At 57.9% G+C, this 22,942-nt stretch carries 27 protein-coding genes and 4 tRNA genes; 10 read left to right on the top strand and 21 right to left on the bottom strand.

Translation table 11 applies throughout. The features are described from left to right. The 7 genes from tuf to LAO20_13015 all read right to left on the bottom strand — a co-directional run. A partial coding sequence (tuf, locus tag LAO20_13045) for an elongation factor Tu (GenBank protein MBZ5532350.1) occupies positions 1-238 on the bottom strand: 238 nt, incomplete at its 3' end. A 67-nt stretch (positions 239-305) separates the two neighbouring features. Beyond that, positions 306-644, bottom strand: coding sequence for a hypothetical protein (locus tag LAO20_13040; protein MBZ5532349.1), 339 nt, complete (start codon positions 642-644; stop codon positions 306-308). A 350-nt stretch (positions 645-994) separates the two neighbouring features. Continuing rightward, positions 995-1,069: transfer RNA gene (locus LAO20_13035), tRNA-Gly, on the bottom strand. Positions 1,070-1,124: 55 nt separating this feature from the next. Further along, positions 1,125-1,361: a hypothetical protein gene (locus tag LAO20_13030; protein ID MBZ5532348.1), complete on the bottom strand. Its 237-nt coding sequence runs from the start codon at positions 1,359-1,361 to the stop codon at positions 1,125-1,127. A gap of 12 nt (positions 1,362-1,373) precedes the next feature. Further along, positions 1,374-1,449: transfer RNA gene (locus LAO20_13025), tRNA-Thr, on the bottom strand. 217 nt (positions 1,450-1,666) lie between these two features. Continuing rightward, positions 1,667-1,754: transfer RNA gene (locus tag LAO20_13020), tRNA-Tyr, on the bottom strand. Positions 1,755-2,084: 330 nt separating this feature from the next. Continuing rightward, positions 2,085-2,160: transfer RNA gene (locus LAO20_13015), tRNA-Thr, on the bottom strand. Positions 2,161-2,358: 198 nt separating this feature from the next. Here LAO20_13015 and LAO20_13010 point away from each other — a divergent pair. Continuing rightward, entirely contained in the window at positions 2,359-3,399 is a 1,041-nt protein-coding gene (locus tag LAO20_13010; protein MBZ5532347.1) for a hypothetical protein, read from the top strand. A gap of 5 nt (positions 3,400-3,404) precedes the next feature. Here LAO20_13010 and LAO20_13005 read toward each other — a convergent pair whose 3' ends face one another. Further along, positions 3,405-4,292, bottom strand: coding sequence for a M23 family metallopeptidase (locus tag LAO20_13005; GenBank protein MBZ5532346.1), 888 nt, complete (start codon positions 4,290-4,292; stop codon positions 3,405-3,407). Between the two features lie 387 nt (positions 4,293-4,679). Between LAO20_13005 and thiL the strand changes: the two genes are divergently transcribed. The 3 genes from thiL to LAO20_12990 all read left to right on the top strand — a co-directional run bounded on the left by thiL (position 4,680) and on the right by LAO20_12990 (position 7,713). After that, positions 4,680-5,651 (top strand): thiamine-phosphate kinase, encoded by a 972-nt coding sequence (gene thiL / locus LAO20_13000; protein ID MBZ5532345.1) that lies wholly within the window; start codon positions 4,680-4,682, stop codon positions 5,649-5,651. Positions 5,652-5,718: 67 nt separating this feature from the next. Further along, positions 5,719-6,531 carry a YIP1 family protein gene (locus tag LAO20_12995; protein MBZ5532344.1) on the top strand — a complete coding sequence of 271 codons (813 nt, stop codon included), beginning with the start codon at positions 5,719-5,721 and terminating at the stop codon, positions 6,529-6,531. Between the two features lie 126 nt (positions 6,532-6,657). Beyond that, positions 6,658-7,713 (top strand): radical SAM protein, encoded by a 1,056-nt coding sequence (locus LAO20_12990; GenBank protein ID MBZ5532343.1) that lies wholly within the window; start codon positions 6,658-6,660, stop codon positions 7,711-7,713. Between the two features lie 701 nt (positions 7,714-8,414). On the opposite strand, the gene LAO20_12985 is transcribed toward LAO20_12990, so the two are convergent. After that, positions 8,415-8,735 carry a helix-turn-helix domain-containing protein gene (locus LAO20_12985; protein MBZ5532342.1) on the bottom strand — a complete coding sequence of 107 codons (321 nt, stop codon included), beginning with the start codon at positions 8,733-8,735 and terminating at the stop codon, positions 8,415-8,417. 250 nt (positions 8,736-8,985) lie between these two features. Here LAO20_12985 and LAO20_12980 point away from each other — a divergent pair, with 250 nt between their 5' ends. After that, a complete protein-coding gene (locus tag LAO20_12980; GenBank protein ID MBZ5532341.1) occupies positions 8,986-9,207 on the top strand; it encodes a hypothetical protein in 222 nt (73 codons plus the stop codon). 472 nt (positions 9,208-9,679) lie between these two features. Here LAO20_12980 and LAO20_12975 read toward each other — a convergent pair whose 3' ends face one another. The 7 genes from LAO20_12975 to LAO20_12945 form a co-directional block, all read right to left on the bottom strand. After that, a complete protein-coding gene (locus LAO20_12975; protein ID MBZ5532340.1) occupies positions 9,680-10,381 on the bottom strand; it encodes an amino acid racemase in 702 nt (233 codons plus the stop codon). Positions 10,382-10,680: 299 nt separating this feature from the next. Next, a complete protein-coding gene (gene add, locus LAO20_12970) occupies positions 10,681-11,724 on the bottom strand; it encodes an adenosine deaminase (protein ID MBZ5532339.1) in 1,044 nt (347 codons plus the stop codon). 3 nt (positions 11,725-11,727) lie between these two features. Then, positions 11,728-13,287 (bottom strand): amino acid permease, encoded by a 1,560-nt coding sequence (locus LAO20_12965; GenBank protein MBZ5532338.1) that lies wholly within the window; start codon positions 13,285-13,287, stop codon positions 11,728-11,730. A 73-nt stretch (positions 13,288-13,360) separates the two neighbouring features. Next, positions 13,361-13,513: a hypothetical protein gene (locus LAO20_12960; protein MBZ5532337.1), complete on the bottom strand. Its 153-nt coding sequence runs from the start codon at positions 13,511-13,513 to the stop codon at positions 13,361-13,363. Positions 13,514-13,615: 102 nt separating this feature from the next. After that, positions 13,616-16,249, bottom strand: a complete 2,634-nt coding sequence (locus LAO20_12955) for a UvrD-helicase domain-containing protein (protein MBZ5532336.1) — start codon at positions 16,247-16,249, stop codon at positions 13,616-13,618. Between the two features lie 185 nt (positions 16,250-16,434). Then, positions 16,435-16,818 carry a DUF971 domain-containing protein gene (locus tag LAO20_12950; protein MBZ5532335.1) on the bottom strand — a complete coding sequence of 128 codons (384 nt, stop codon included), beginning with the start codon at positions 16,816-16,818 and terminating at the stop codon, positions 16,435-16,437. A gap of 57 nt (positions 16,819-16,875) precedes the next feature. Then, on the bottom strand, positions 16,876-17,031 hold the full coding sequence (locus tag LAO20_12945) for a hypothetical protein (protein MBZ5532334.1): 156 nt from the start codon (positions 17,029-17,031) through the stop codon (positions 16,876-16,878). Positions 17,032-17,828: 797 nt separating this feature from the next. Here LAO20_12945 and LAO20_12940 point away from each other — a divergent pair. The 3 genes from LAO20_12940 to LAO20_12930 are packed head-to-tail and all read left to right on the top strand — an operon-like array spanning position 17,829 to position 18,685. Continuing rightward, positions 17,829-18,221, top strand: coding sequence for a hypothetical protein (locus LAO20_12940; protein MBZ5532333.1), 393 nt, complete (start codon positions 17,829-17,831; stop codon positions 18,219-18,221). A gap of 13 nt (positions 18,222-18,234) precedes the next feature. Then, a complete protein-coding gene (locus LAO20_12935) occupies positions 18,235-18,411 on the top strand; it encodes a type II toxin-antitoxin system RelE/ParE family toxin (protein ID MBZ5532332.1) in 177 nt (58 codons plus the stop codon). Then, entirely contained in the window at positions 18,368-18,685 is a 318-nt protein-coding gene (locus LAO20_12930; GenBank protein ID MBZ5532331.1) for a helix-turn-helix domain-containing protein, read from the top strand. The genes LAO20_12935 and LAO20_12930 overlap by 44 nt, the downstream gene beginning before the upstream one ends. Here LAO20_12930 and LAO20_12925 read toward each other — a convergent pair. From LAO20_12925 to LAO20_12915, 3 genes are all read right to left on the bottom strand, one after another. Continuing rightward, the gene (locus tag LAO20_12925; GenBank protein ID MBZ5532330.1) at positions 18,682-18,852 is read right to left on the bottom strand and encodes a hypothetical protein; all 171 of its coding nucleotides are present in this window, start codon (positions 18,850-18,852) and stop codon (positions 18,682-18,684) included. The two genes, LAO20_12930 and LAO20_12925, sit on opposite strands and share 4 nt — an antisense overlap. A gap of 52 nt (positions 18,853-18,904) precedes the next feature. After that, positions 18,905-19,567 carry a porin family protein gene (locus LAO20_12920; protein MBZ5532329.1) on the bottom strand — a complete coding sequence of 221 codons (663 nt, stop codon included), beginning with the start codon at positions 19,565-19,567 and terminating at the stop codon, positions 18,905-18,907. 62 nt (positions 19,568-19,629) lie between these two features. Next, a complete protein-coding gene (locus LAO20_12915) occupies positions 19,630-20,328 on the bottom strand; it encodes a haloacid dehalogenase type II (GenBank protein ID MBZ5532328.1) in 699 nt (232 codons plus the stop codon). A 125-nt stretch (positions 20,329-20,453) separates the two neighbouring features. Between LAO20_12915 and LAO20_12910 the strand changes: the two genes are divergently transcribed. Then, a complete protein-coding gene (locus LAO20_12910; protein MBZ5532327.1) occupies positions 20,454-21,410 on the top strand; it encodes a hypothetical protein in 957 nt (318 codons plus the stop codon). Positions 21,411-21,569: 159 nt separating this feature from the next. Further along, the gene (rpmB, locus tag LAO20_12905) at positions 21,570-21,761 is read left to right on the top strand and encodes a 50S ribosomal protein L28 (protein MBZ5532326.1); all 192 of its coding nucleotides are present in this window, start codon (positions 21,570-21,572) and stop codon (positions 21,759-21,761) included. 84 nt (positions 21,762-21,845) lie between these two features. Here the strand turns inward: rpmB and LAO20_12900 are convergent, their stop codons facing one another. Together LAO20_12900 and LAO20_12895 are read right to left on the bottom strand one after the other, a co-directional pair. After that, positions 21,846-22,433 carry a hypothetical protein gene (locus LAO20_12900; protein MBZ5532325.1) on the bottom strand — a complete coding sequence of 196 codons (588 nt, stop codon included), beginning with the start codon at positions 22,431-22,433 and terminating at the stop codon, positions 21,846-21,848. A gap of 95 nt (positions 22,434-22,528) precedes the next feature. Then, a complete protein-coding gene (locus LAO20_12895; protein MBZ5532324.1) occupies positions 22,529-22,915 on the bottom strand; it encodes a RidA family protein in 387 nt (128 codons plus the stop codon). Between the last annotated feature and the right edge of the window lie 27 nt (positions 22,916-22,942).

Genomic DNA, 22,942 nt, shown 5'->3' with positions numbered 1-22,942 from the left:
GGGCGTAGTGCCGGTTGGGCGTCTCGTACTCCACGTGCGCCGTGGCGATGGTGATGCCGCGCGCCTTTTCTTCCGGCGCGTTATCAATCGAATCAAACGAACGGAACTTGATCTTGGGGTTGTGCTTGGACAACACCTTTGTGATGGCCGCCGTCAACGTCGTCTTCCCGTGGTCAATGTGCCCGATCGTTCCCACGTTCACGTGCGGCTTGGTGCGATCAAATTTTTCCTTTGCCATGCTCTCTCCTCAAGGCGCCACTCGGGTGGCTGCTGCTTGCACTTAAAGTCTTAGTAATAGCGATAAATCAGTAATAGCGATAAATCGATCTGTATTTGTAGCGGATCGCGGGATCCACTTGTTCAATCCGTTCCAGGTAATATTCGCGCATCAGCGCCTGGTCAGACAGCGCTAACTCCTGATAAAGCTGCTTGGCCGGCTTCTTTTGCGCCGCCAGCACGGTGTCCACTTTCTCCAGAATCCCTTTTTCCAGGACGTTGGCAAAATCGCGGACCGCCACGTTCTTACTTTCCAGCTTGGCGTAAAACTTCGCTACCGCGGAAGCAAACACTCGCTCCACCGCCGAGTGCAGCTGTTCAAACTCCTTAGTCTTTTGGACTGGAATCTGCGCCTGCTGATACGTCATGTTTCAAAATGCCTCGGCTTCAGGCTTCTTTTTCAAGGGCTCCGCAACGCTCCGCTGCTGCGCCCTCACGCTTTGCTCGCGCTGTCCGGCGCTCGCTCCGCGCTTCACCCTTGTTCAATTCCGCGACCTTTGTCGCCGCCTATCAAACTCTGGAGCGGGAGACGGGAATCGAACCCGCGGGCTTCTTTTCAAGGGCTCCGCAACGCTCCGCTGCTTCGCCGTCGCACCCCATCAAGCCAACATCGGGCTTGCTGGGGACCCCGCCCTCACGCTTTGCTCGCGCTATCCGGCGCTCGTTCCGCGTTTCACCCTTCTTCGATTCCGCGACTTTGTCGCCGCCTTTCAAACTCTGGAGCGGGAGACGGGAATCGAACCCGCGACCAACAGCTTGGAAGGCTGTGACTCTACCACTGAGTTACTCCCGCCTGTTTTGCTCTCTCAGCTGCGACTCTAGTCAGGATTGAAACCTCTGACCTTCCGTTACTCCCCGCCATGCCGCTCAAGTTCCCGCTGCTCATTTTCCGCCCGAATCTTCGTAGCTCTCCAGTGCAGCACTGTTCGCACCGCAAAAATACCCAGAATCAACAGCGTAAATCCGCGATAACTGATCTGAACGCCTGCGATGCCGATCAGCTCATCGCTCATGATCTCCCATGCCAAGATCGCTAGCACGGCGAACATTCCGAGAGCCAACCACAAACGCTTGGACTGTTCCATCTTCTAAAACTCTGGAGCTGATGACCGGGATTGAACCGGTGACCTCTCCCTTACCAAGGGAGTGCTCTACCAACTGAGCTACATCAGCCCTCGAAACTCTTCACTCACGCCGACGAGGTCACCTCGGTGACGGCTTCCCTTTTTGTTGCGGCTACGCTTACGCTGCCGCAACGCTTACCAAGGGAGTGCTCTTTCCTTGGAGGGTTCCGCTTCGCTTCACCCTCGCGCTTTGCTCGCGCCATCCAGCGCTCGCTCCGCGCTCACCCGCAACTGAGCTACATCAGCCCTTGCAAAATCACGGAACCTGGTGCACAGGGGAGGATTCGAACCTCCGTAGCTCCGGAGAGCGGCAGATTTACAGTCTGCTGCCATTAACCACTCGGCCACCTGTGCGTGCGCGTGTCCGTCTCGCGCTCAAAACCTGCGCTCGGAACACCGCTAAACCGAGCCTGCTGGACCGTTGCCGATTCGTCTTCATCTCGATTCGATCTTCATCTCGAATCGATCACGGGCCCTTCAGCTGGTTGCCAACGGGATGCCTTCGTCCATGCGAGACAAGAAGGCCATACAGGAGACGCGCAAACATACTTCCGCTTCAGACGCTCAAAGCCGTTAACGGAAAGTCTCTCGTGGAATGCTTCGGTAGAAGATCTCTTCTTTGCGCAGTGCCTGCTGTAAAGTCCGGAGCGCCCAGCTCATGCGTTCCAGAAAACCCGTTTCAACTGGAGCTGGCGAAGGGAATTGAACCCCCGACCCTCTGATTACAAATCAGATGCTCTACCAACTGAGCTACGCCAGCAACAACCATTCCCAACCTAAATGGGACAAGATCAATAAGTTAGCATAAACGGCAATTCGCGTGCAATAACCGGCCCAGGCTTCCCAACTGGAAGCCGCGCCAAACTTGATAGCCGGTCAAATTATTGTATCAATTTTCCGGCCCGATTGGCGAGGCCGCGGGGTTTCCAGCGGTTGCAATCTATATACTGTCCTCTCCATGACCATGCGCCGCAAGCCGCTGATATTGGCCCTTTTACTGGTCGTCCTGGCCGCCGTGGGCTGGCTCCTGTATCGCCGCTCCCAGTCTCCGCCAGCGGCTGCGCGCCTGCTGCCGGAAGGCGAAGTCCTGGTTTACGCCAATCTTGCGCCGGTGCACCTGGCGGACCTGAGCAAGTCCAAGCCGGTCCAGATTGAAGGCGATTATCAGAACTTCATCGAGCAGACGGGAATCCAGATTGAGCGCGATTTGGACGAAGTCGCCATGTCCCGCCGCGACACCGCCGACGGCCGGGATACCGAATCGGCGGAAGTTTTCATCGGGCGTTTTGACGAGCAGCGCCTCAAGAGCTATCTGGAAAAAATCTCTTCGCTGCGCGAAACCTATCGCGAACGGACCATCTTCGTGATTCCGCATGAAGGCCACAACGTGCGGGTTTGTCTTTTGGGGAACGCGCGCGTCGCTGTGACCAACATGGATTCGAGCGACGCTATGCACGAAATGATTGACGCGTCATTAAAACTACAGGCGGGAAAATTGCAGGCGGGCAAGCTGCCGGATGGACCATCGCTCTTGCAACTCTACTATCGCCGGGTGCCGGTGGGCAGCCTGGGATGGGTGGTCGCGCGCATGCCGTCCGGATCACGCACGCCACAGATGCCCAACGGCATGAGCTTTGATTTTCTCCATAATACGGTCACGGTCGCATCGCTGCGCTTTACCGGCGACTTGCTGGTCCGTGCCGACGTGCTTGCGGCCAGCGAGAAAGACGCAAAACGAGTAGTAGAGGCGGCCACCGCTTTTCTCTTCATCTACCAGTCAGCAGAGCAATCGCTGAACCCCAGGGGAGCGGACGCGGATGTAAACTCCGCCATCAACAGCATTCAGGTACACCAAGAAAAAAGCGTGGCGGTTTTCAATGCCACGCTCTCACCACGGTTTTTGAAGAAGCTTGTTTCCCAGGCCCAGTCAGAAGCCACGGCCCCTGAACCTTCGCCTTCACCCACGCCTAGCGCACCATTTCGCAAGAGGCGGCGCTAAGAATCCTAGAGTGATCCTGAGGCCACCTGCTGGGTAAAGGTAAAGCGCATGTACTTGTGCGGGTTCACGGGCGTATTGAAGATGCGGACTTCGTAATGCAGATGCGGGCCGGTGCTGCGTCCGCTCTGGCCAACGTAGCCTACCGTGTCGCCGCGATGCACGAACTGTCCCGGGCCTACGGCAAATCCGGACAAGTGCCCGTACAGAGTGCTGATGCCGTTGCCATGTTCCAGCAGGACGGTGCGGCCGTAACCGTTCATCAGGTCAGAATATTGGACTACGCCGTCCGCCGGAGCGATGACGCGGGTGCCAAGGTCACTGGAGATATCCACACCGCGATGAAACGCGCCTTCACCGCTGAACGGGTCAATGCGTTCGCCGAACGATCCGGTGATCCGTCCCTGAACCGGCCACAGCGTGGGTGCCGCCGCCAGCCGCATCCAATCGCGGGTGCTGGCGTTGCGCAAATCGCCCATGCCGATACCCACGGAAGCTGCTCCGGTCATGGCCGTTTTCTGCAGTGCGTAGAGCTGCTGCACGGAAGCCGAAACTGGATCATCGTCCTGAAAAGCCGGGTCCGCTTTCAACCCGTAGAGGGAGGAGACCTCACCGGCAAGAGAACTCAGAGATTGGGCCTGGAGTTCGTTTTCCTGGGCGATCTGTTCCAATTGTTTGTATTGCTTCTGCAAGCCGGCGGCTTCGTTACGAAGCTGGTTGTAGCGCTGGGCCTTCAAGGCCATCCGGGTATAAGAACCGGCCATGCCGGTAATTACCAGCATGCCGATCAAAGCCCCGGCAATAAAGACGTATAAATAATGCAGTGGGACGGGAATCTTCAGAAGCTCGCCTTCCGAGTTCCGAGCCACCAGCATGATGTAGAAACGTTTCCGCAAAAGATAGACTCCAACGAGATTAAAGATGTCTTATCAAGCTCAGCAACCGCTCTAGCTCTCCTTGCAGCGGTCATTCGCCCGTCAACTGTGTTCCCGCACCGAAGGCGGGAAGGCTCATTCTCTGGCGCCCTTAACTTTAACTTTGCAGGGGGAGAATCATTGAGGCGGCCAGAAAAAGGGAAAAATAGGGTGCCGTAACCTTAACAAGCGCTTTCCAGCCTGTCAACGGCACTCTAGCGGTCATTCTGTGACGAAGGTCGGCAGCACTAGGGTGGAAAACCGGCCATCACCCGCGTTGTCCTTCTGGGCTGGCCTCCCGCAGTACGCCTGCCTGATGAATTTGCAGCACAAGACGTAAGCCCTTTTATTCGATATAGTTAACCTTGCTTGATTAAGCCCGAACGCCAATTCATTGCCAGCGTCAAGAGGCTGGCGCAGACCTCCGCGAACCGCGCGGTGGTCAAGGGCATTGGGGACGATTGCGCCATCCTGCGCATTGCTCCAAGATCGCAGCTGCTGGTGACAACGGACCTTTGCGTCGAGAACGTCCACTTCCGGCGGGAATGGCATCCGGCCGGGAGCGTCGGCCACCGCTGCCTGGCCCGGGGTCTGAGTGACATTGCCGCCATGGGCGGCGAGCCGCTGGCCTGTTTCCTTTCGATTGGCCTGCCTGCCGATTTGCCGCAACGCTGGGTGGACGACTTTCTCCGCGGCCTGCTTCGCCTGGCCCGCAGGTTCGGGGTCGAGCTAGCAGGTGGCGACACCTCGGCCGCGCGCGACATCACTGCCGACATCATCGTCATCGGGCAGGTTTTGACCGACAAAGCCCCAACCGGCAAGGCGCTGCTGCGCTCCACCGCGCGTCCTGGCGACCGTATTTACGTCACCGGGGAGTTGGGCGCGTCCGCGGCGACCCTGAAGCAGCTTTATTCCGGCAAGAACGTGAAACCCAGCACCGGCAGCCGCCATTTTTATCCGGAACCGCGGGTGGAAGTTGGAAGCCGGCTGCGGCGTCGAGGCCTGGCCACCGCCATGATTGACATCAGTGACGGGCTCTCCGTGGACCTTGCGCATATCTGCCAAGAGAGCCAGGTTTCAGCGACGATCCATGCTGCCTCCGTTCCCATCGCTGCCGGAGCAGACCTGGAACTGGCCCTGCACGGTGGCGATGACTACGAGTTGCTGTTTACCGCACCCAAGGGGCTGCGCCTTCCGGCGACCATTGCGGGAGTTCGCATCACCGAGATTGGGAGCATCCTGAAGCGCAGCGTCAAGCCGACAATTCACATCATCGGCGAAGACGGCCAAGCGCGGCTGCTCAAGCCCAAAGGCTGGCAGCATTTCAGCAAGAGGGGCTGACAACGCGGGCGGCAGGGAGTTAGAATCCGCGACGTAACTTTTGGCACTCTGCAACGTAGGATGGTTTATGAGCACACTGCCACCGCCCACGCCTGGTCAGCCCGCATCTGGTCAACCGATGATGCAACCGCCCGTGCCTGCGCAACCTGTTGCGCCTCCCATGTCTGAGGCGTCACGGCTGATCAACACTTTCATTGCGCCCAGCAAGACCTTTACAGACTTGAAGCGCAAGGCCAGTTGGTGGGCCCCGTGGCTGGTAGTGTCAGTGTTCTCGTTGATCGCAGCGGTCGTGATTGTGCAGAAGGTGGACATGGCGCGGCTGGTGCAACATCGGATGGAGCAATCCAAGAGAGCGCAGCAAGCCATGGAGCGCCTTTCCCCCGCCCAACTGGAGCAGGCTATCCGCATACAAGCCGTGGCTCAAAAGATTGGATTCTTCGCCAGGCCGGTTATTGCGTTGATCTTCGGCCTGATCGCCGCAGCGATCTACATGGTGATCTTCAATTTTGGATTTGCCGCACAGGTTCCCTTCCAGCGATGTTTAGCCATTGTGTTTTACGCTTCTCTACCTCTCATTGTTAAGTCTGTGCTGGTTTGCGTGGCCCTTCTGTTCAGCGCGGACCCCGGCGGGATTGACCCGGACATCAATCCAGTGGCCACCAATCCAGGCTTTTTCATGGATCCGCAAGCCAACAAGTTCCTGTGGGGCCTCGCTTCTGGATTGGACCTGATCGGGATCTGGTCCGTCGTCCTCACCGGCCTCGGCTTTGCCATTTGCTCCGCCGGTGGCAAGCTTCGGCCCAGCACCGCGATCATCACCGTGCTTGTGGTCTACGCTGTAATCATCGCGGCGTTTGCGGCACTCGGGGCGGCGTTCTGAAGGCCGGCCTTCCGCGCCCCCTTAGTTATTGAGCCTGAGTTTTCCCCGCTCGCCCCGTAAAATTGGCCATTGGCTGATCCGCCACGCCTTGCCCCCGGCGTGTATGATTTAATAACTAGTTTAACGATGCCAGCCAACTCAACACGGCGCCGGCTCAAGGCCGCGTACCGCACATACCGGGAACTCAAGATGATCGCCAAGGGCGTGGTCTCCAGGGACCACCCTGTTCAGGTGCACATCATCCCCATGCGGCGCTGCAATCTTTCCTGCACATACTGCAACGAATATGACGATTTCTCCCAGCCGGTGCCGCTCGACGAGATGTACCGCCGCATTGACAAGCTGGGCGCGCTGGGGACCACGCTGATCACCATCAGTGGCGGCGAAACCCTGCTGCATCCGCAACTGGACGATATCATCCGCCGTATCCGCAAGAACGGCGCCATCGCCGGGCTCATCACCAACGGCTATCTGCTCACGCCGCAGCGTATCCAGCAGCTCAATGACGCCGGCCTGGACCACCTGCAGATCTCCATTGACAACGTTCAGCCCGACGAGGTCTCCAAGAAGTCGCTCAAAGTCCTGGACAAGAAGCTGCAATGGCTGCGCGAGCACGCGGATTTTCACGTGAACATCAACTCGGTCATCGGCGCCGGCGTTTTCAACCAGTGGGACGCGGTCACCATCGGCAAGCGCGCGGTGGAACTGGGCTTTACTTCCACCGTGGGCATCATTCATGACGGCTCCGGCCAGCTCAAAGCTCTCAATGAAGAAGCCCACACCGTCTTCCGCGAGATGAAGAAGCTGGGCAAACACAGTTACGCCCGCTTCAACACCTTCCAGGACAACATTGCCTGGGGCCGGCCCAATGACTGGCGATGCCGCGCGGGGTCGCGCTATTTGTACATCTGCGAAAACGGGCTGGTGCACTACTGCTCACAGCAGCGCGGCTATCCCGGAATCCCGCTGGCCGAATACACGCGCGCCGACATCAAGCGCGAATACTGGACCAAGAAGTCCTGCGCGCCGAACTGCACCATCTCCTGCGTCCACCAGACTTCGATTGTTGATTTCTGGCGCGACCCGCAGAGCCAGCCTTCGCATCAGGTGTTTCGTCCTTCTTCCAAGCCCGAATTGGTGCAAATTGAGAGCCGGCGGGAAGAAGAGGCAATGGCGGATTGAACTTCATCCCGAGCGCAGCGAGGGATCCCTATCGCAATACAAATCGTGGAGCGCAGGCGCCCTCGCCTTCACCCATCAAACCCGGTCCCAGCGATTCTCCAATAACGGCTTTGCCGATAACCACTTCGTTACTCCCGCCCCCACCCCTCCCCTAAGGCCCGTGTTGCAAGCAAAGGGTTTATTCCATTCGACCCAACGGTGACCCAACTGTTTATCGGTTAGTAAACTTTTCCGCTAACCAATTGATTCTTTGCGACCTTAGCGCCCCTTGCGGTGAATTAGAGGTTTTTTGCTTTTGCCTTGGCCAATTGGATAGATGCCACTTGCCAGTTTGCTTCTTTTGTCAAAGATCTTCTTTCCCGCGCCGCCTGGGCAGCCGGGTGTCCTAAAGGACGATGTATTGATTTGTTATATCTTCGCTATTCTATCGCACCTCTGATTAGCTGTCACGCGCGAAGAAGTACATGGCGGCCCGGAAAGAGGGCAAGCGCCGTAGGCGCGAAAGAGCCTAGCCCAGGCGCGTAAGCCCTGGGAAAGGTTAGCGGAACGAATGAACCCTTCCTTACGCCGTAGGCCCGGGGCCCCTGACACCAGGGCTCCCTGCTTGCCCGGTTTTGGCAAGCTGGGATGGCGGCGCGCGCTTCGCGTGGCGGGGTGGAGATCCGCGCGTAGCGCAGCGGAGCGCCAAAACAAAGGCCGCCTTACGGCGTTACGATGACTTTCGCGATTCGATACAGAAGGCTGAGTTGCTCAGGAGTCGCCCGCTCGACCAGCGCCAGGGTCTTCTTCCTGAGGTTGGGATCGTCTTCCTTATCTACAAACAGCGCAGCCGGAGGGAGCTGCAAGGCCTTGGCGATGCCCAGGATCGTCTCCAGGCTGGGCGCCTTTTCGGCACGCTCCACCTCGCCCCAAAAGTTGGAGCTGAGATCGCCGCGCTCGGCCGCTTTCTCGCGGGAGAGGCGGGCCGCCTTGCGCAGTCGCCGTACGCGTTCGCCGAACAGAACTTTGGGGTCTGTTGCCATTGCGACCACGGTACTCGTTCACTTGCGGGTCCTGACATATACAGTCGCGTACATTTCTTGCATGAACCATATCTATAGATATTATAATCGAGGTGAAATACATTCTTTCAATGGTGAAACGGGTGAAAACACTGTCTATAGATGTTGTTTACCCGCTTCGCCCCTGGAGGGCCATCTGACCGCGAAACGACGCTCCGCCCGCAAGCTGCCTCTAACCCGAGCTGGCAAGAAACCCGCACCCAGGCTCCCTTTGGGCTCTTTCCCCTTTCCCCAGGTGCGCGGCAAGACCGTGACCGACGTTTATGTGACCGCGAACAATGAAATCAACTGCGTGACCGTCTCTTTCGACGACGACACCGAACTGGTCATTGATGTTGACCCCTGTTTTGCGGTCCGCTTCACCGCCGGCTATTCCGACTGGAAGTCCGGCAACCAGCGCGTGATCAAAAGCTGGCCGCGTATCCGCACCTGACGAGGCCCGCGCGCAGCAAAGCGGAGCGCGCAAAGCAAAGCAAAGCATGAACCGATGCGCTGTCGAATCCCACCCTTCGCAAAAACCGCGAAGGATGGGGCACCCGGCTGGATATGGATGAAGTATTGTCGGAAATCGCAAGAGTCTTGCGAAAGAGCGGTGAGGCTATAGTCGTTATCGGGGACTCGACCATTAATGGTACCTTCATTCGAAATTCATGGGCTCTGGTCTCCATTGGAAAGAAAAACGGCCTAGCGTTGCGCTCCAGTCGGCGCAGAGCATTGCGTGAAAATCGCAGATATTTGCCACCGCCGGGTTATGAAATCGTTGGCAAAGAACTAGGTGCCCGAATGAGAGAAGAGGTTATTTTGGTTTTCAGGAAGACGACCAACTGATGGTAAGTAAACAGTCTTCCTAAGTTCTGGATTAGATTCCTTTATCGTGCCCGGGCCGCACGTAATTCTTGCCTTACTTACCCCACCGCTTCCCTCAACGCCGCCCGGGCCAGCAATCTTGTGGAATCGAGCGTCGGCAGCGGCGAATTGGCGTCGTTTACGATCAGCGGAAGCTCCGTGCAGCCCAGCACCACGGCGTCGCACTTCAAGCTCTTGAAGCGCCAGATCACCTGCTGAAGGTAGCGCAGCGATTCGGGCGTCTGCTGGCCGCGGACCAATTCGTCGAAGATGATGGCGTTGATCCGCTCGGCCTGGTCTTCCGTCGGACGCGCCCAGCCAATGCCCATCCGTTCCAGCGCTTGCGGATAGACGGAGCTTGAGACCAGATACTTTGTCCCGGTCAGACCCAGAGTCTTGAATCCGCGCCGCCGGGCTTCTTTGCCCACTTCTTCCGCGATATGCAACCAGGGCAGGGGCGAGCGTGGCAGCACGAACGGCAGCGCGGCGTGGATGGTGTTGTCCGGACAAATGAGGAAATCGGCGCCGGCGCGCTTCAACGCTTCGGCCGAGCGCAGCATGAGTTCGGCGACGGCCAGCCAATCGTCCTTGGGAGCAATGGGAGAAAGCAGGCGCATGTAGTCGGCCAGGCAGATGGTGTGCAGCGTCACTTCCGGATGCGCGTGCTTGCCCATGAGCGGCTCGGCTTCCAGGCAGATGGTGCGGTAGCACAGCGCCGCGCCTTCCGCGCTGCATCCGACGATACCGATGTGCTTGGGCATAAATCATTAACTTGGATGAATCTGCGGAACAAAAAGATCCACCGTCGACCCCGAAATCCAAGCGCCGTTAGGCGCGACCACAAGTTGGCCCACCCTGGCCCATTACCGCAGAGGACGCAAAGGACGCGGGGGAAGAAGATCAAGTCGGTTGGTTGACGAAGCATACCGGGGCAACCACCTGCCAGCGCCGAAAGCGCGAAACAGCCTAGCCCACCCTGAGGCGAGCGCAGCGAAGCCGGAGGGGTGGGTAAACGGGTAGAAGAAATCGAGCCCCGTAGGGGCGACACAACTTATGCAGCTTACGTCTTCACAAACAAATCTATCTGCTGGAGGAATTTCACCTTCTTCTCCACCGGCAAAAACGACGCTTCAAACGAGTTGCGCGCGATCTCGCGCAGTTGTTCTTCGGTAAAGCCGAATTCGCCCTGGGCCAGCTCGTACTCCTTGCACAATGAGGTCTGGAACATGGCCGGGTCGTCGGTGTTCAAGGTAATCATCAGGCCTTCTTCAAAGAAAGCCTTCAGGGGATGTTCGCGCAGGTCAGTACAGGCGCCGGTGCGCAGGTTGCTGATGATGCACATCTCAAGCGGCACCTGCTTGTGGGCCAGCACTTCGGTCAACTCGGGGTCGCGGGCGATGGCCAGGCCGTGGCCGATGCGCTCCGCGCCGATATTCAGCGCGCCCCACACCGACTCCGGGCCGGCGGTCTCTCCGGCATGCGCGGTGAGGCGAAGACCGTTGTCGGCGGCCTTCTTAAAGAGGTCACGAAACCATTCGGCGGGGCCTTTGCGCTCGTCGCCGCCCAGGCCCACGCCGACCACGTTGCGGTCGCGCAGCCGGGCCGCGATGTCAAAGACCTCGCCCGCGGCTTCCGGACCGAAGTGCCGCACGGCGTCAAAGATCCACAGCAGGGAGACGCCGAAGTCGCGCTGCCCGCGTTCGCGTCCGCGTTCCAGGCCTTCAAAGATGGGGTCAAAGGCTTGCCCGCGCCAGCGCACCACGCCCACGCTCACATAGACCTCGGCATGCACTACGTTTTGCTGGCGCAGCTTTTGCATCAGGCGGTAGGTGATCAGCTCATAGTCTTCCGGCGTGCGCAGCCGTTCGGTTACCGCCTTGAAGGCCATCAGAAAGCCGCCGAAATTCTGGTAGGAATAAAGCCGGCGGACGTCGTCTTCGCTCAGCTCGTCGCCCGAGCCGCGCACGTCATAGCGATTGTTCTCCGTGGGCAGCAGCGTGTTGTGGCGGCGGCTCAGCTCAGCCAAAGTCGCCGGTTCCACGCTGCCTTCGAGATGCAGATGCAGCTCCGCCTTGGGCAGAGACTGTATGAACGAGCGTTGCATAACTCAAGCCGCCGGCAGGTTTCCGCTGGCGAATTCGCTGTGCCTGCGGCTGTAGAGCCAGTAGATGACCATTCCGATTGCGAGCCATCCGAAGAACCGCGCCCAGGTGATCACCAACAGTCCTGCCATCAGCGCAACACACAACACGACCGAGATGATGGGAAAGAGCGGGACAAATGGGACCTTGAATCCACGCTTTCGTTCTGGCTGCGATTTTCGCAGGAACAACACGCCGAGTGACACCAGCACAAAAGCAAACAACGTGCCGATGTTGGACAAATCAGCAGCCTCGCTGATGCTGAATAGCCCAGCAGGAATGCCCACGACCGCGCCTGCAATCCAAGTGGACCAGTGGGGAGTCTTGAACTTGGGGTGCACGGCGGAGAACAATTTCGGCAGCAGCCCGTCACGCGACATGGCGAACCAGATTCTGGTTTGGCCATATTGGAACACCAGAAGAGAAGAAATCATGCCCATGAGCGCGCCAATCACAATCACCGCTTGCAGCCAGCGGTTCGCTCCCAGATGCGACAGCGCGTAAGCCACGGGAGCATTCGATGCTTCTGCATTCGTGCCGCTAAAAGTTGAGTACTTCATCATCGCCAAAAGCACCAGGGCAACGCCGATGTACAAAACGGTGCAGGCGATCAAGGACGCAATGATCCCAAAAGGAATGTCTTTTTGCGGATTGCGTGATTCTTCGGCGGCGGTTGAAACCGAATCGAAGCCGATGTAGGTGAAGAAGATGATGGCCCCTCCGGACAACACTCCGGAAAATCCGGACGGCGCGAAAGGATGCAAATTGACCGGATTGGCCAGCATTCCACCCACGATCAAAAAAGTCAGGATGGCGCCAACCTTGATCACCACCATAATGTTGTTGGCCTGGGCAGATTCCCGGATACCCCATACCAGCAAGACCGTCAGCACAAACACGATGAAGAACGCAGGGAAATTAAAATAAGAGCCGGTCCAGCCGTTATCCACCACCGGCGTTGACCACTTCTCGGGAATCGCCAGGCCAAACGCGCCTAGTTGCGCTTTCAGGTAACCGCCAAAGCCAATCGCCACGGCCACGTTGCTTACCGCATATTCCAGGATCAGGTCCCAGCCGATGATCCAGGCGATGAACTCGCCCAACGTCGCGTACGAATACGTATAGGCGCTGCCGGCGATGGGGATCATGGACGCCAGTTCAGCGTAGCAAAGCCCGGCGAAGCTGCAGGCAATCGCCACCAAGAGGAACGATACGGCAATTGCCGGTCCAGCCGGTGGGCGTCCGTGCATCAGGACGCCGGAGAGACTTCCATGCTGAAAGAGGTTCTGAAAAACGTCCAGCACCTGGGCATGCCAGATGGAGGGGACCTGGAAGTTTTCTCCCGCCGCCGCCGTGCCGGTCAGCACAAAGATGCCGGAGCCAATGATGGCCCCGATCCCCAGCGCGGTGAGCGACCACGGCCCCAGCGACTTTGTCAGCCGGTGGTCCGGATGCTCCGAGTCCGAGATCAGCTTGTCAATGGACTTCTTGGCAAAAAGTTGGCTGGCCAGAAGCGCCTCCTTGATATGTTGCTTTGCGTCTTCAACGTAAAGACGTAGCGCGCCGCGTCTCTCTCGCTACGTCTTTGCCGGAATCCGCTTAGCGCTTGGCCGTGCCGCGCGCCATCTTCTTCACTTTGGCCTTTTTGCTGCCGCGTGGATAGTCGCGTGGTTTCTTCGGCCCTTGTTTCTTCCGGGCCGCCCGCTTTACTTTCTTGCGTTCTTCTTTGGTCAGTTTCTTGGTATTTGCCATTCACCTTGTCCTAAATAGAGAAATTATTCCGATTTGAAAGTATCGTTGGTCCAACTAATTTCAGATCAGCGCTTTCGTGCGCAAATCTGCGGCAAGCTTTGTCTATGCCCGCTCCAACTGCGCGTACTTCTCCACCAATTTTTTTAATCCGAACCGTGGGAATTGTACCGTAATCTTGGCGTTTTCTCCTTCACCTTCACGCTGATAGACCACGCCTTCGCCAAATTTCGGATGTTTCACCCGCTGTCCGGGACGAAAACCCGTTGTGCTGTTACGAATTGAAGATGCTTCCACCGGCACGCTCGGCCGGTTGAACTTCTTGCCGCGCGAGGCAAAAAACTCCGAGATGTTGTCAATGGAATTGTATTTCGGGCCGGTGTAGCCGCCTTTGCGTACCGGACTCGCCGTTCGCGGCTGCTGCTGGCCTGCTCCGTAGCTGGGCGTCACGCTCTGGTCTTCATCTTCGTAACTGTAGTGCCGGTCAGCATAGTCGGACTCGCGCCGGGCTGCGGAGGACCTGCCTGTCCGCGCCACGCCCAGCGGCTCCAGCAACTGCGCTGGAACTTCTTCCAGAAAGCGCGAAGGGATGCTGGCATCGGGCATGTCCGTGCCGTAGCGCCGGCGATAGCGCGCCTGGCTCAGCACCAACTGGTCCATGGCGCGAGTCATGCCCACGTAGCAGAGGCGGCGCTCTTCTTCCATTTGATCGGGATCGTTGAACGCCCGCGAATGCGGAAACAGGCCTTCTTCCATGCCCACCAGAAAGACCAAGTTGAACTCCAGGCCCTTGGCGGAATGCAGCGTCATCAGCGTGGTGCGCCCGCGCGGATCGTAGGTGTCAACGTCGCTCACCAGGGCGGCGTGGTCCAGGAACTCCGCCAGCGTCTCGCCGCGATCGCGCGAATCCATGGCGGCATTCACCAGTTCCTTCAGGTTCTCAATGCGGGCCAGCGAGTCCGGCGTGGCTTCGTCTTCCAGTTGCTTGATGTAACCGGTGCGGTCAATCAGGAACTTGAGGACTTCCGGCACCGACGCGGCGCTGCCCTCAGCACGAAAGCCTTCGACCGGCTGCGCGGCGGCGCTTGCTTCGGCGGCTCCCGCTTTGGCCGCTTGGTACGGCAAGGCTTCGTCAGAGTCATTCGCCCCGAAATCAAAACTGATGTTCTCGCCCAGCGCCTCAGGCTCAAAAGAAACATCTGCTTCAGCCGCTTCTGCGACATCTGGCTCTTCTGCTCTCCGTGCCTCCGTGCCTCCGTGGTGGATTTGTTCTTCCACTCGCTGGGCAAACTTCCCCAGCATCATCGCCCGCGCGTCGTCTATCAATTCCTGAAAACCCTTCAGCGCGGCCAGCGCCCGCGGCGGCAAGAGATGGCGTTCCAGAGTTTCGCCCACCGCGCCCCACAGTGACGTGCCGGTCTCCAAGGACAGCCGCTCCAGCGTCTCCACCGTGGTCTTGCCGATGCCCCGCGCCGGCGTGTTGATCACGCGCAGCAGCGCGATGGAGTCCTGCGGATTCTGGATCAGCTTCAGGTAGCTGATCATGTCCTTGATTTCCGCGCGCTCGTAAAAAGAAAATCCGCCGACCACCTGATACGGCAGTTGATAGCGCCGCATTGCCTCTTCAATCAATCGCGATTGCGAATTCAGCCGGTACAGCACCGCCACGCGGACGTTGTCATTGCCGTCTTCCGCGGCCTTCTTCAGGTAGTTGGCGATGAAGTCGGCGGCAAAGAGCGCTTCATTTTCTCCGTCGGGCGCTTCATAGTAGCCCACGGCGGCGCCGCCATGGCGCTCCGTCCACAGCGTTTTGCCTTTGCGCTTGATGTTGTGCGCCACCACGGCGGACGCGGCCTGCAAAATGTTCTGGGTGGAACGGTAGTTCTGCTCCAGCCGGATGATCCGCGCTTCAGGAAAATCTTTTTCAAATTCCAGGATGTTGCGGATGTCCGCGCCGCGCCACGAGTATATGGACTGGTCTTCATCGCCCACGACGCACACGTTGTGGCGCTCGCCGGCCAGCAGCTTGATCAACTCGTACTGCGGACGGTTGGTGTCCTGGTATTCGTCAATCAGCAGGTATTCAAAGCGGCGGCGGTAACGCTCACGCACTTCGCCGGACGACTTCAGCAACCGCACCGTCTCCAGCAACAGATCGTCAAAGTCCAGCGCGTTGGCCTTGCGCAGCTCCTGCCGGTAGGCCTCAAAAACATGCGCCACTTTTTCCGTAATGGGGTCGGCCGACTGCAAATACATTTCCTGCGGGTCCAGCATGTGGTTCTTGGCCCAGGAAATCCGCGACAGCACGGCGGCAGGTTTGTGCTGCTTGTCGTCAATGCCCAGGCGGCGCATCACGCCCTTGACTACGGCTTGCTGGTCGGTAGCGTCATAGATGGCAAAGTCTTTTTTGTAGCCCACGCCCCCAACCTTCATGGCTTCAATATCGCGACGCAGCACGCGCACGCAAAACGAGTGGAACGTGGAGATCAGCGGCTTGCGCAGCAGACGCCCGCCCAGCAGGTGGTCCACGCGCTCCACCATCTCGGCCGCGGCCTTGTTGGTGAACGTGACCGCCAGGATGGAGTCGGCGTCCACGCTCAGGTCTTCAATCAAGTGGGCAATGCGGTAGGTGATGACCCGCGTCTTGCCGCTGCCCGCGCCGGCCAGTATCAACACCGGTCCGTCAACGGCTTCCACCGCTTCGCGTTGCCGCGGATTGAGTTGGTCAAGGAGGCTCATACGAATCGGGACATCGGATCATCGGAAAAGCAACGCGTTCATCGTCAATGTTTGCAAATAGACTTGCTGCAACTTGCAATTCCGAGTTGATTGTCATTCCGAACCGCTTCAGCGGTGAGGAATCTGCTTTTGCCTTTCCGATTACGGCGATTCCGCGCGATCACGCGCGATTTCGGCGATCTTGTCTAGACCACCCGGTCCCCCGACGGCTGCGACCGCATGGCCTTGCACTCTTCGCACTGGCACATATCACGCAGGTAGTCCCAGGAGTAAATGCCGGCGGAGTGGCCGTCATTCCATGTAAAACTCAGCGCGTATCTGCCGACCTGGTTGGCCGCGGTGGGCTTGACCGGCGCTTTGTACATGGGCAGCAGCGCGGGCGCAGCTTTGGCCGGCTCCCCCGGCTGGCGATGGTGATTGTTGCGCTCCTCCGTGCAGGTGGCGCAAGGACAGGCGTCGCGCAACCAGACGAAGTTGTAGTGCGTCTGGTGGCCGTCGTCCCACTCAATGTCCACGCCGGCGCCGGTGGAGATGTTCACTTTGACGGATTTGGGGTTCGCGACCGCCATATCTTTCAGTATATAGGGTCGCCATCAGCCAAAGAGTGCTCGCGAGGGAGACGAGTGTCAGGGTACGACTCTTCCCTTCTTGCCTTTCTTCTTCAAGATGTCTCTTGCCCCCAGCTTGGCCAGGCCAAGCACAATCCCTGAATTCGTCAGTTCCGCCTCCGGCCAAAGCACGTTCGCAGCGCGCTTCAGCAGGTCCCGGTCCTCGGGGCTCATTCTGACGTTGATTTGCACTGTCCGCTTGGAGCTCGATTGCATGTCGTTACCAATGCTGACTTCTGCAATCGGTTTAGAGCAATGATATTATTAATATGTTTGGGACTAATAGAATCGTTTTGGAAGGATTTTGTCCCCAATGGCTTTCACTCTTGGCCTGACCTTCTGCATTCTCCCGCTCGCAGTGGCACTCATCAGGAGGATTGCCGCAAGACGGCAGCCTGTATACACCGTCGCCGACTGGCAGCGGACCTCAGAACGAATCTGCCAGGGAATACGCGAACTTAGCTACGCGCACTGTCCATCCTCGGGCCGTTACGCCACCTTACACCGGAAAACATACAACGCGCTCCTGCAAGACCTGCTTGCCAATACCGCCTTCATCCTCAACCTCGCGAATGACGCGTGTCTCCATTTGCACGAGACAGAGATCAGCCTTGCATGCGACGTGCTCAGCCAGAGCGCCGGGTTGCTGCTGCGCCTCCAGTACTCCCGGCTACGGCTGCTATGCTGGCCGCCCGACGCCACTGCTCCGCACCGTCACACTTTCGCAGTCGCTGAAAGTTACTTCTGCCTGTGTAGGGCGCTGACCGGATTGCTCGCGCACTGCGTGGCCCGAAAGGTATGACAATCATCGTTCTTTCTTTGCTGTGTAACCATGTTGCTTTGGGGGCTCTTTCCCTCCTTCGTGGCCTGACTGCTTGTTAATCACTGAATGCGTGACAACGTTAACGTGACAATCACAAAATGATTGACAATGATTCACAAGTATTTTATCGTTTAGATGGAGGTGTTGCATGGTTAGCCTGGAAAAAATTGATACCAAAATAGCCAAAATGGAGCAGCTCAAAACGCTATTGGCTGACCCAGAAATGGCACAACTGGCCAGGGACGTGCTCTCAGGTGCAAATCATCCTCTGCAGATTTCAGACCTTGTAGACATCGCGTTAGGTAGACCAGATTCCATAATTCGCAAGGCGCTTGAGGCAGTGGCGACATTCGACGGCAGATTCACGGCGCAAGACCTCAAGGATCGAATGCTGCAATCTGGATACAGATTTAGCGCACACAACCCCATGGTTGGCGTGCAGCGTGTGGTTAGGCAATTACTGTCTGAGCGCATTGTTGAACGGGTAGAGGAAGGCGCTGGCCGCAGACCACACGTATACATATGTGTAAGAAGAAAATGAATTGTGCTGCAAAATGGCAGACGTGGTCTGCGCTTTGCACTGTTTCGAAAAGAGAACGGCGCAAACCGAAAAGAAGGACATTGACGTTGCCAAAGAAAGGCTCAAACGGCTCCTTGAACAGCAACGCGCGAAAGAGAAACGGCAAATTGATCACCCACGTAACCATGGGAAACGTTCTGGACGACCTTGACTTGGACGAGCAAGAACTGCTGGAGCTTAAGCTGAAGGCTGATCTGCATCAGGACATCCTCAAGCTCATCAAAAAGAAAAAGCTTACTCCCCGGCAACTGGAAAAACTCTTTGATATTCCGCAGCCCAGAGTCAGTGAACTGCTGAGAGGCAAGCTTTCCCTGCTGAGTGTTTCCAAGCTGCTGTACTACGGCCACCTTCTGGGCGCTCACGCGGACGTAAAGCTCAAACCCTCCGGTCGAGCTAGCCGCGCCGCCTGGCAACTGGCAGGCTAATCCAGTGGAAATTGCGACTCCGCAAACTCGCCCCACAGCCGTTCTTCTTCTCTCTCTTTGTCCGTAAGCGAGTCGTAGTAAGCTGAAATCGCCGCGTCAATCTGCTTGGTGTCGTCCGTGCCGTTACGCACTGAGCCTCCCGCCAACTCCTCAAAATCCTTCGACACAAAATCCCAATCCGACTCTGCCTTAAGGTCCTTCGACTGCTAGTCGCCGGAATCAGAACTTGAACACCACGCCTCCACCGGCATAGAAGTGATGGATGTGAGTGGTCAAGGCCGTGGCGCTGGTCAGGGTGGCCACTGGGCCTGATTCCACCATGCTCGGTGTCCAGAAATCGCGCACCTCGCCCCGTATGGCAAGGTGAGGTGACGTCTTGAAGTCTATTCCGCCGCCAAATTGGGCAGCGCCTTTGGTGTGCCTGCTGCTGCTAAGGTCCTGGGAGAGGCGCGCCACCCCGTACCCGGCTGTGGCCCAGGGTGAAATCCGTCCTTTCGGCAAGAACTGGATTCTGGCTGCCGGAGTGAAGAAAAATGCGGAGCCGCGGACGGTCCCGGAGAACCCCAATGTTCGGTTTGTGGAGACTACCTCGACATCATGGCCGGGCTGCCCGACTATCGGGAGCTCAAGGTAAAGAGCGGCGGGGCCCATGTCTGTGATCCGGCGGGCATAGGCCAACGAGAATGAAACCGAAGCATCGGTGCTAAACGTGGTCACGCCCGTGCAGCCCGCCACCTGGCAGCCAGGAAGAATGCTATCCGTCCGAAGCTTTTGATCACTTGTAAAAGTGGGACCGACAGTGAAACTCACTTCGTTGTCCTGTCCAAGACTCCAGCCCGTCGCCAACAGTAGAAGGCAGAAGACCTCTACGATTCGTTTCATCTTATTAAGTTGTCCTTCAAGCGTAGCTGTACAAAGCTATACCGCACCCATAGCTGGAAGTTTCAAGGATCTAGTTTAGCAGCCAACTCCCCAAAGTCCTTCGCCACGTAATCCCAATCCGATTCGGCCTTGAAGTCCTTCGATTGCCTTGGCCCGTACTCCGTGGGCCGCGCCACGAACGCCGTCTTGTAGCCGTGTTGGCGCGCTGCGGCCAGGTCGTAATTGTGCGCCGCCACCAGCATGATGTTTCCGGGCGAGGTGTCGAGCAACTCCGCCGCGCCCAGATAGACGCTGGGATCGGGCTTGTAATGGCGGAAGTTGTCCGAGGAAAAGATCACGTCCCAGGGCAGCCCGGCGAAGCGGGCCATGTCCGCCAGCAGGCGCACGCCGCCGTTGGAAAGCGTACCGATAATGTACTTCTGTTTAAGCCGCTGCAGCCCGGCCACCGCGTCCGGCCACGGGTCAAGCGAGTGCCAGCCCAGGACCATTTGTTTTCGCAACCGATCGCTGACGGCATCGAGGCCGTGGCGCGGCAGGAGCAAGTCCAGCGACTCGCGATGCAACTGCTCCAGGCACGTCCACGCGCGGCGTCCGCTGCGGACTTCGCCCATGGCAGGCTCGTATCCGGCGCGCCAGTCGTCTGCCAGGGCCGCCCAGTCGGCAGTGAGCCCGTTTTCGCGGCCTAACTGCTCAAGCCGCCGGATCAGGCTGGTTCGCCAGTCAACCACGGTCCCGAAAACGTCAAAAAGCAAGGCTTCCATCAACTCTACTCACCTCCAGCTGGCTGAGCTTGGTGTGCGCTTCAATCTTGTGAGGATAACAGGGCATGGCCGAGTAAGTAATCTTGAAACCATCGAAGCGCCAGAGTATGATCTGCGCCATCGCTATGAAACGCCTACTTATTTTTCTGGTGATGCTCGGCGGCGCTGCGGCACAAGCCCAGGACCGCATCCCCCTCAAGGACTTCCGCGCGAAGTTCGTAAACCAACGAATCTCGGTCAATCCCAACTTCACCAACGGCACTTACGCGTTTCTCGGCGATTGGACTTTCGTCAAGGAAAAGAAGGGCCTGTATGAGAGCCAGAAGAACATACCGGCCAGTTATGTCGGCCGTACGGGGGTCATCATCGCCATCCAAGCCCCGCGGCCCGGACTCTACCAGCCGCCCTCGCCCCAAACGGACGACACTTACGTGAAGTACGCTGACGCCATCGTGAAGCTGGATACGGGCGAGCTGGTGGCGACCACCGTGTACACATTGCAGACCGGCACCGCAGCCAGCGACTCTTTTGTGCTGCTCTCGGTCCGCGAACAACACAAGAAGGACGCGGTAGCGCTGGCGCAGAAGCTCCGAGGGAAATCGCTCTACCTGACCCGCCTGACGAAGGTGTATGACATGGGCCTGACCACCGCCAACATCCAAACCATCAAAGAAGGCGTGGGCTATTCCGAAGCCGTGATCCATGATGTGCCATTGCTCACGCCCCTGCCCGTCGTTGATCTTCGTTACTCGGAAAAACTTGATTTCATGCTGGTGGCGCTGGAGTTGCCCGGTAATCGCAAAGCATTGTACGTTCCTGGCTGCATTGAAGATTCGCTCACGGAAAGCAAGTATGGCTGCGCCTCGCTGGCGATGCCGGCGTTTTTGTCGGAAGAAGAAGTCAGCGCCATACGGGCGGGTAAAGTGTTCGTCGGTATGTCGGAAATCGCTTTGTATATGGCCATGGGCTTCCCTGTGAAAACAAATGCCTCAGCCGCGGGACTGACGCAGTTGGTGTACCACACTGCGTACGTCTACCTGGACAAGAAGAAAGTCGCGGAGATTCAGAAGCATGATGATTAGGGGCAGGTGGGAGTCGCGCAGAGGCTTGCGTTGAGCCAGCCGCCCATTTGCCAGGCGATGATTTGCCAAGCTCGCTAACCTGATGTAAAATTTACCTTTAACAAACACAGCTCTGAAGCTTCAAAGCCCTTCTGAGTGAAAACCAGGGAGTTTCCCGTCATGGCAAAAGTTTGTGAAGTCTGCGGCAAAGGTCCGCAATTTGGAAACAAAATCAGCCACGCGCACAACGTCAGCCGGCGTCGCTGGAATGTAAATCTGCGTCCGGTGCACGCGGTGGTCAAGGGCGCCAACAAGCGCATCCGCGTGTGCACCAACTGCATCAAGTCGGGAAAGGTCCAGAAGGCCTCGTAGTTTTCTCAAGACGGTTTCCCAAATCATTTTCAGACAAAAGCCTCCCAACCGGGAGGCTTTGCTGCGTCGGCCGTCGGAAACCCATCAGAACTTCAGGACCACGCCGCCACCGATGAATACGTTGTGCATCCTTCCTGTGTCCGCCAGCGCATTCGGGCTCGCGGTGTAGAAGTCGCGAATTTCGCCCCGCAAACCCAGGTGCGGCAGCCTTGTTTTCACGTCCACGCCGCCGCCAAACTGCAAAGCTGCGGAGTTGTTCGTGGCTTCGACGCCAAAGTGTGCCAGTCCTCCGCCGACTGTGGCAAACGGCGACAATCCTGACTTTGGAAGAAAGTTGAGCTTTACTCCTGGAGTAAAGAAGAAAGAGGAGAAGCGGAAGCCGGACCCGCCAATCTCGCGTCCGGGAATTCCCACCAACGGGACTTCCAGGCTCAGCGACGCTGCCTTGGCATCCAGCAGGCGCGCCGCCAGCGTCCCCTGGAATGCGACTTTCTTGGCTACGGGAACGCCGATGGTTGGAAAGTTGCACGGCGTTATGAAACACACCACACCCTCCTGGGCGTTAGCAGCCACCACGCCTCCTACGGAAAACGCCGCTTCATACTTCTGCGCCAGGCCCTTCTCTACAGCCAGGAATACAAGCAAGAACAAAAAAGCAACTAGCTTTCTCATGAATGAATCCCTCCCTCGCAGGCAGTCGCCCAGCCATCCGCATGGCTTCATGCCATTTCGACGAGAGAGATTTCCCGTGGTAACCAGCTTTCCTTTTACAGCAGCGCAACCACGTCAATTTCCACCGCCACATCTTTTGGCAGGCGAGCGACCTCCACCGTGGAACGGGCGGGTGGTGAATTCTTGCAGGCTTTTGCATAGACCTCATTCATCTGAGCAAACTCAGACATGTTCTTCAAAAACACCGTGGTCTTGACGACCTTCTCCCAACTGCTGCCCGCAGCCTGCAGGATTGCCGACAGGTTCTTGAGCACCTGCTCGGTCTGCGGCTCGATCCCGCCTTCGACCAGATTTCCGGTGGCTGGATCAATAGGGATCTGCCCCGAGATGAATACAAATCCGTTGGCCTTGATGGCCTGCGAGTAAGGGCCGATGGCTTTGGGTGCGTTGGGAGTGGAAACTACGTCGCGGGTAAAGGTCATGAAAGCCCTCCGTTGATTTCGAGCAAC

This window comes from Terriglobia bacterium (genome assembly GCA_020072815.1).
Lineage (GTDB): Bacteria > Acidobacteriota > Terriglobia > Terriglobales > Acidobacteriaceae > Angelobacter.
This window is presented reverse-complemented; position numbering and strand designations above follow the sequence as displayed.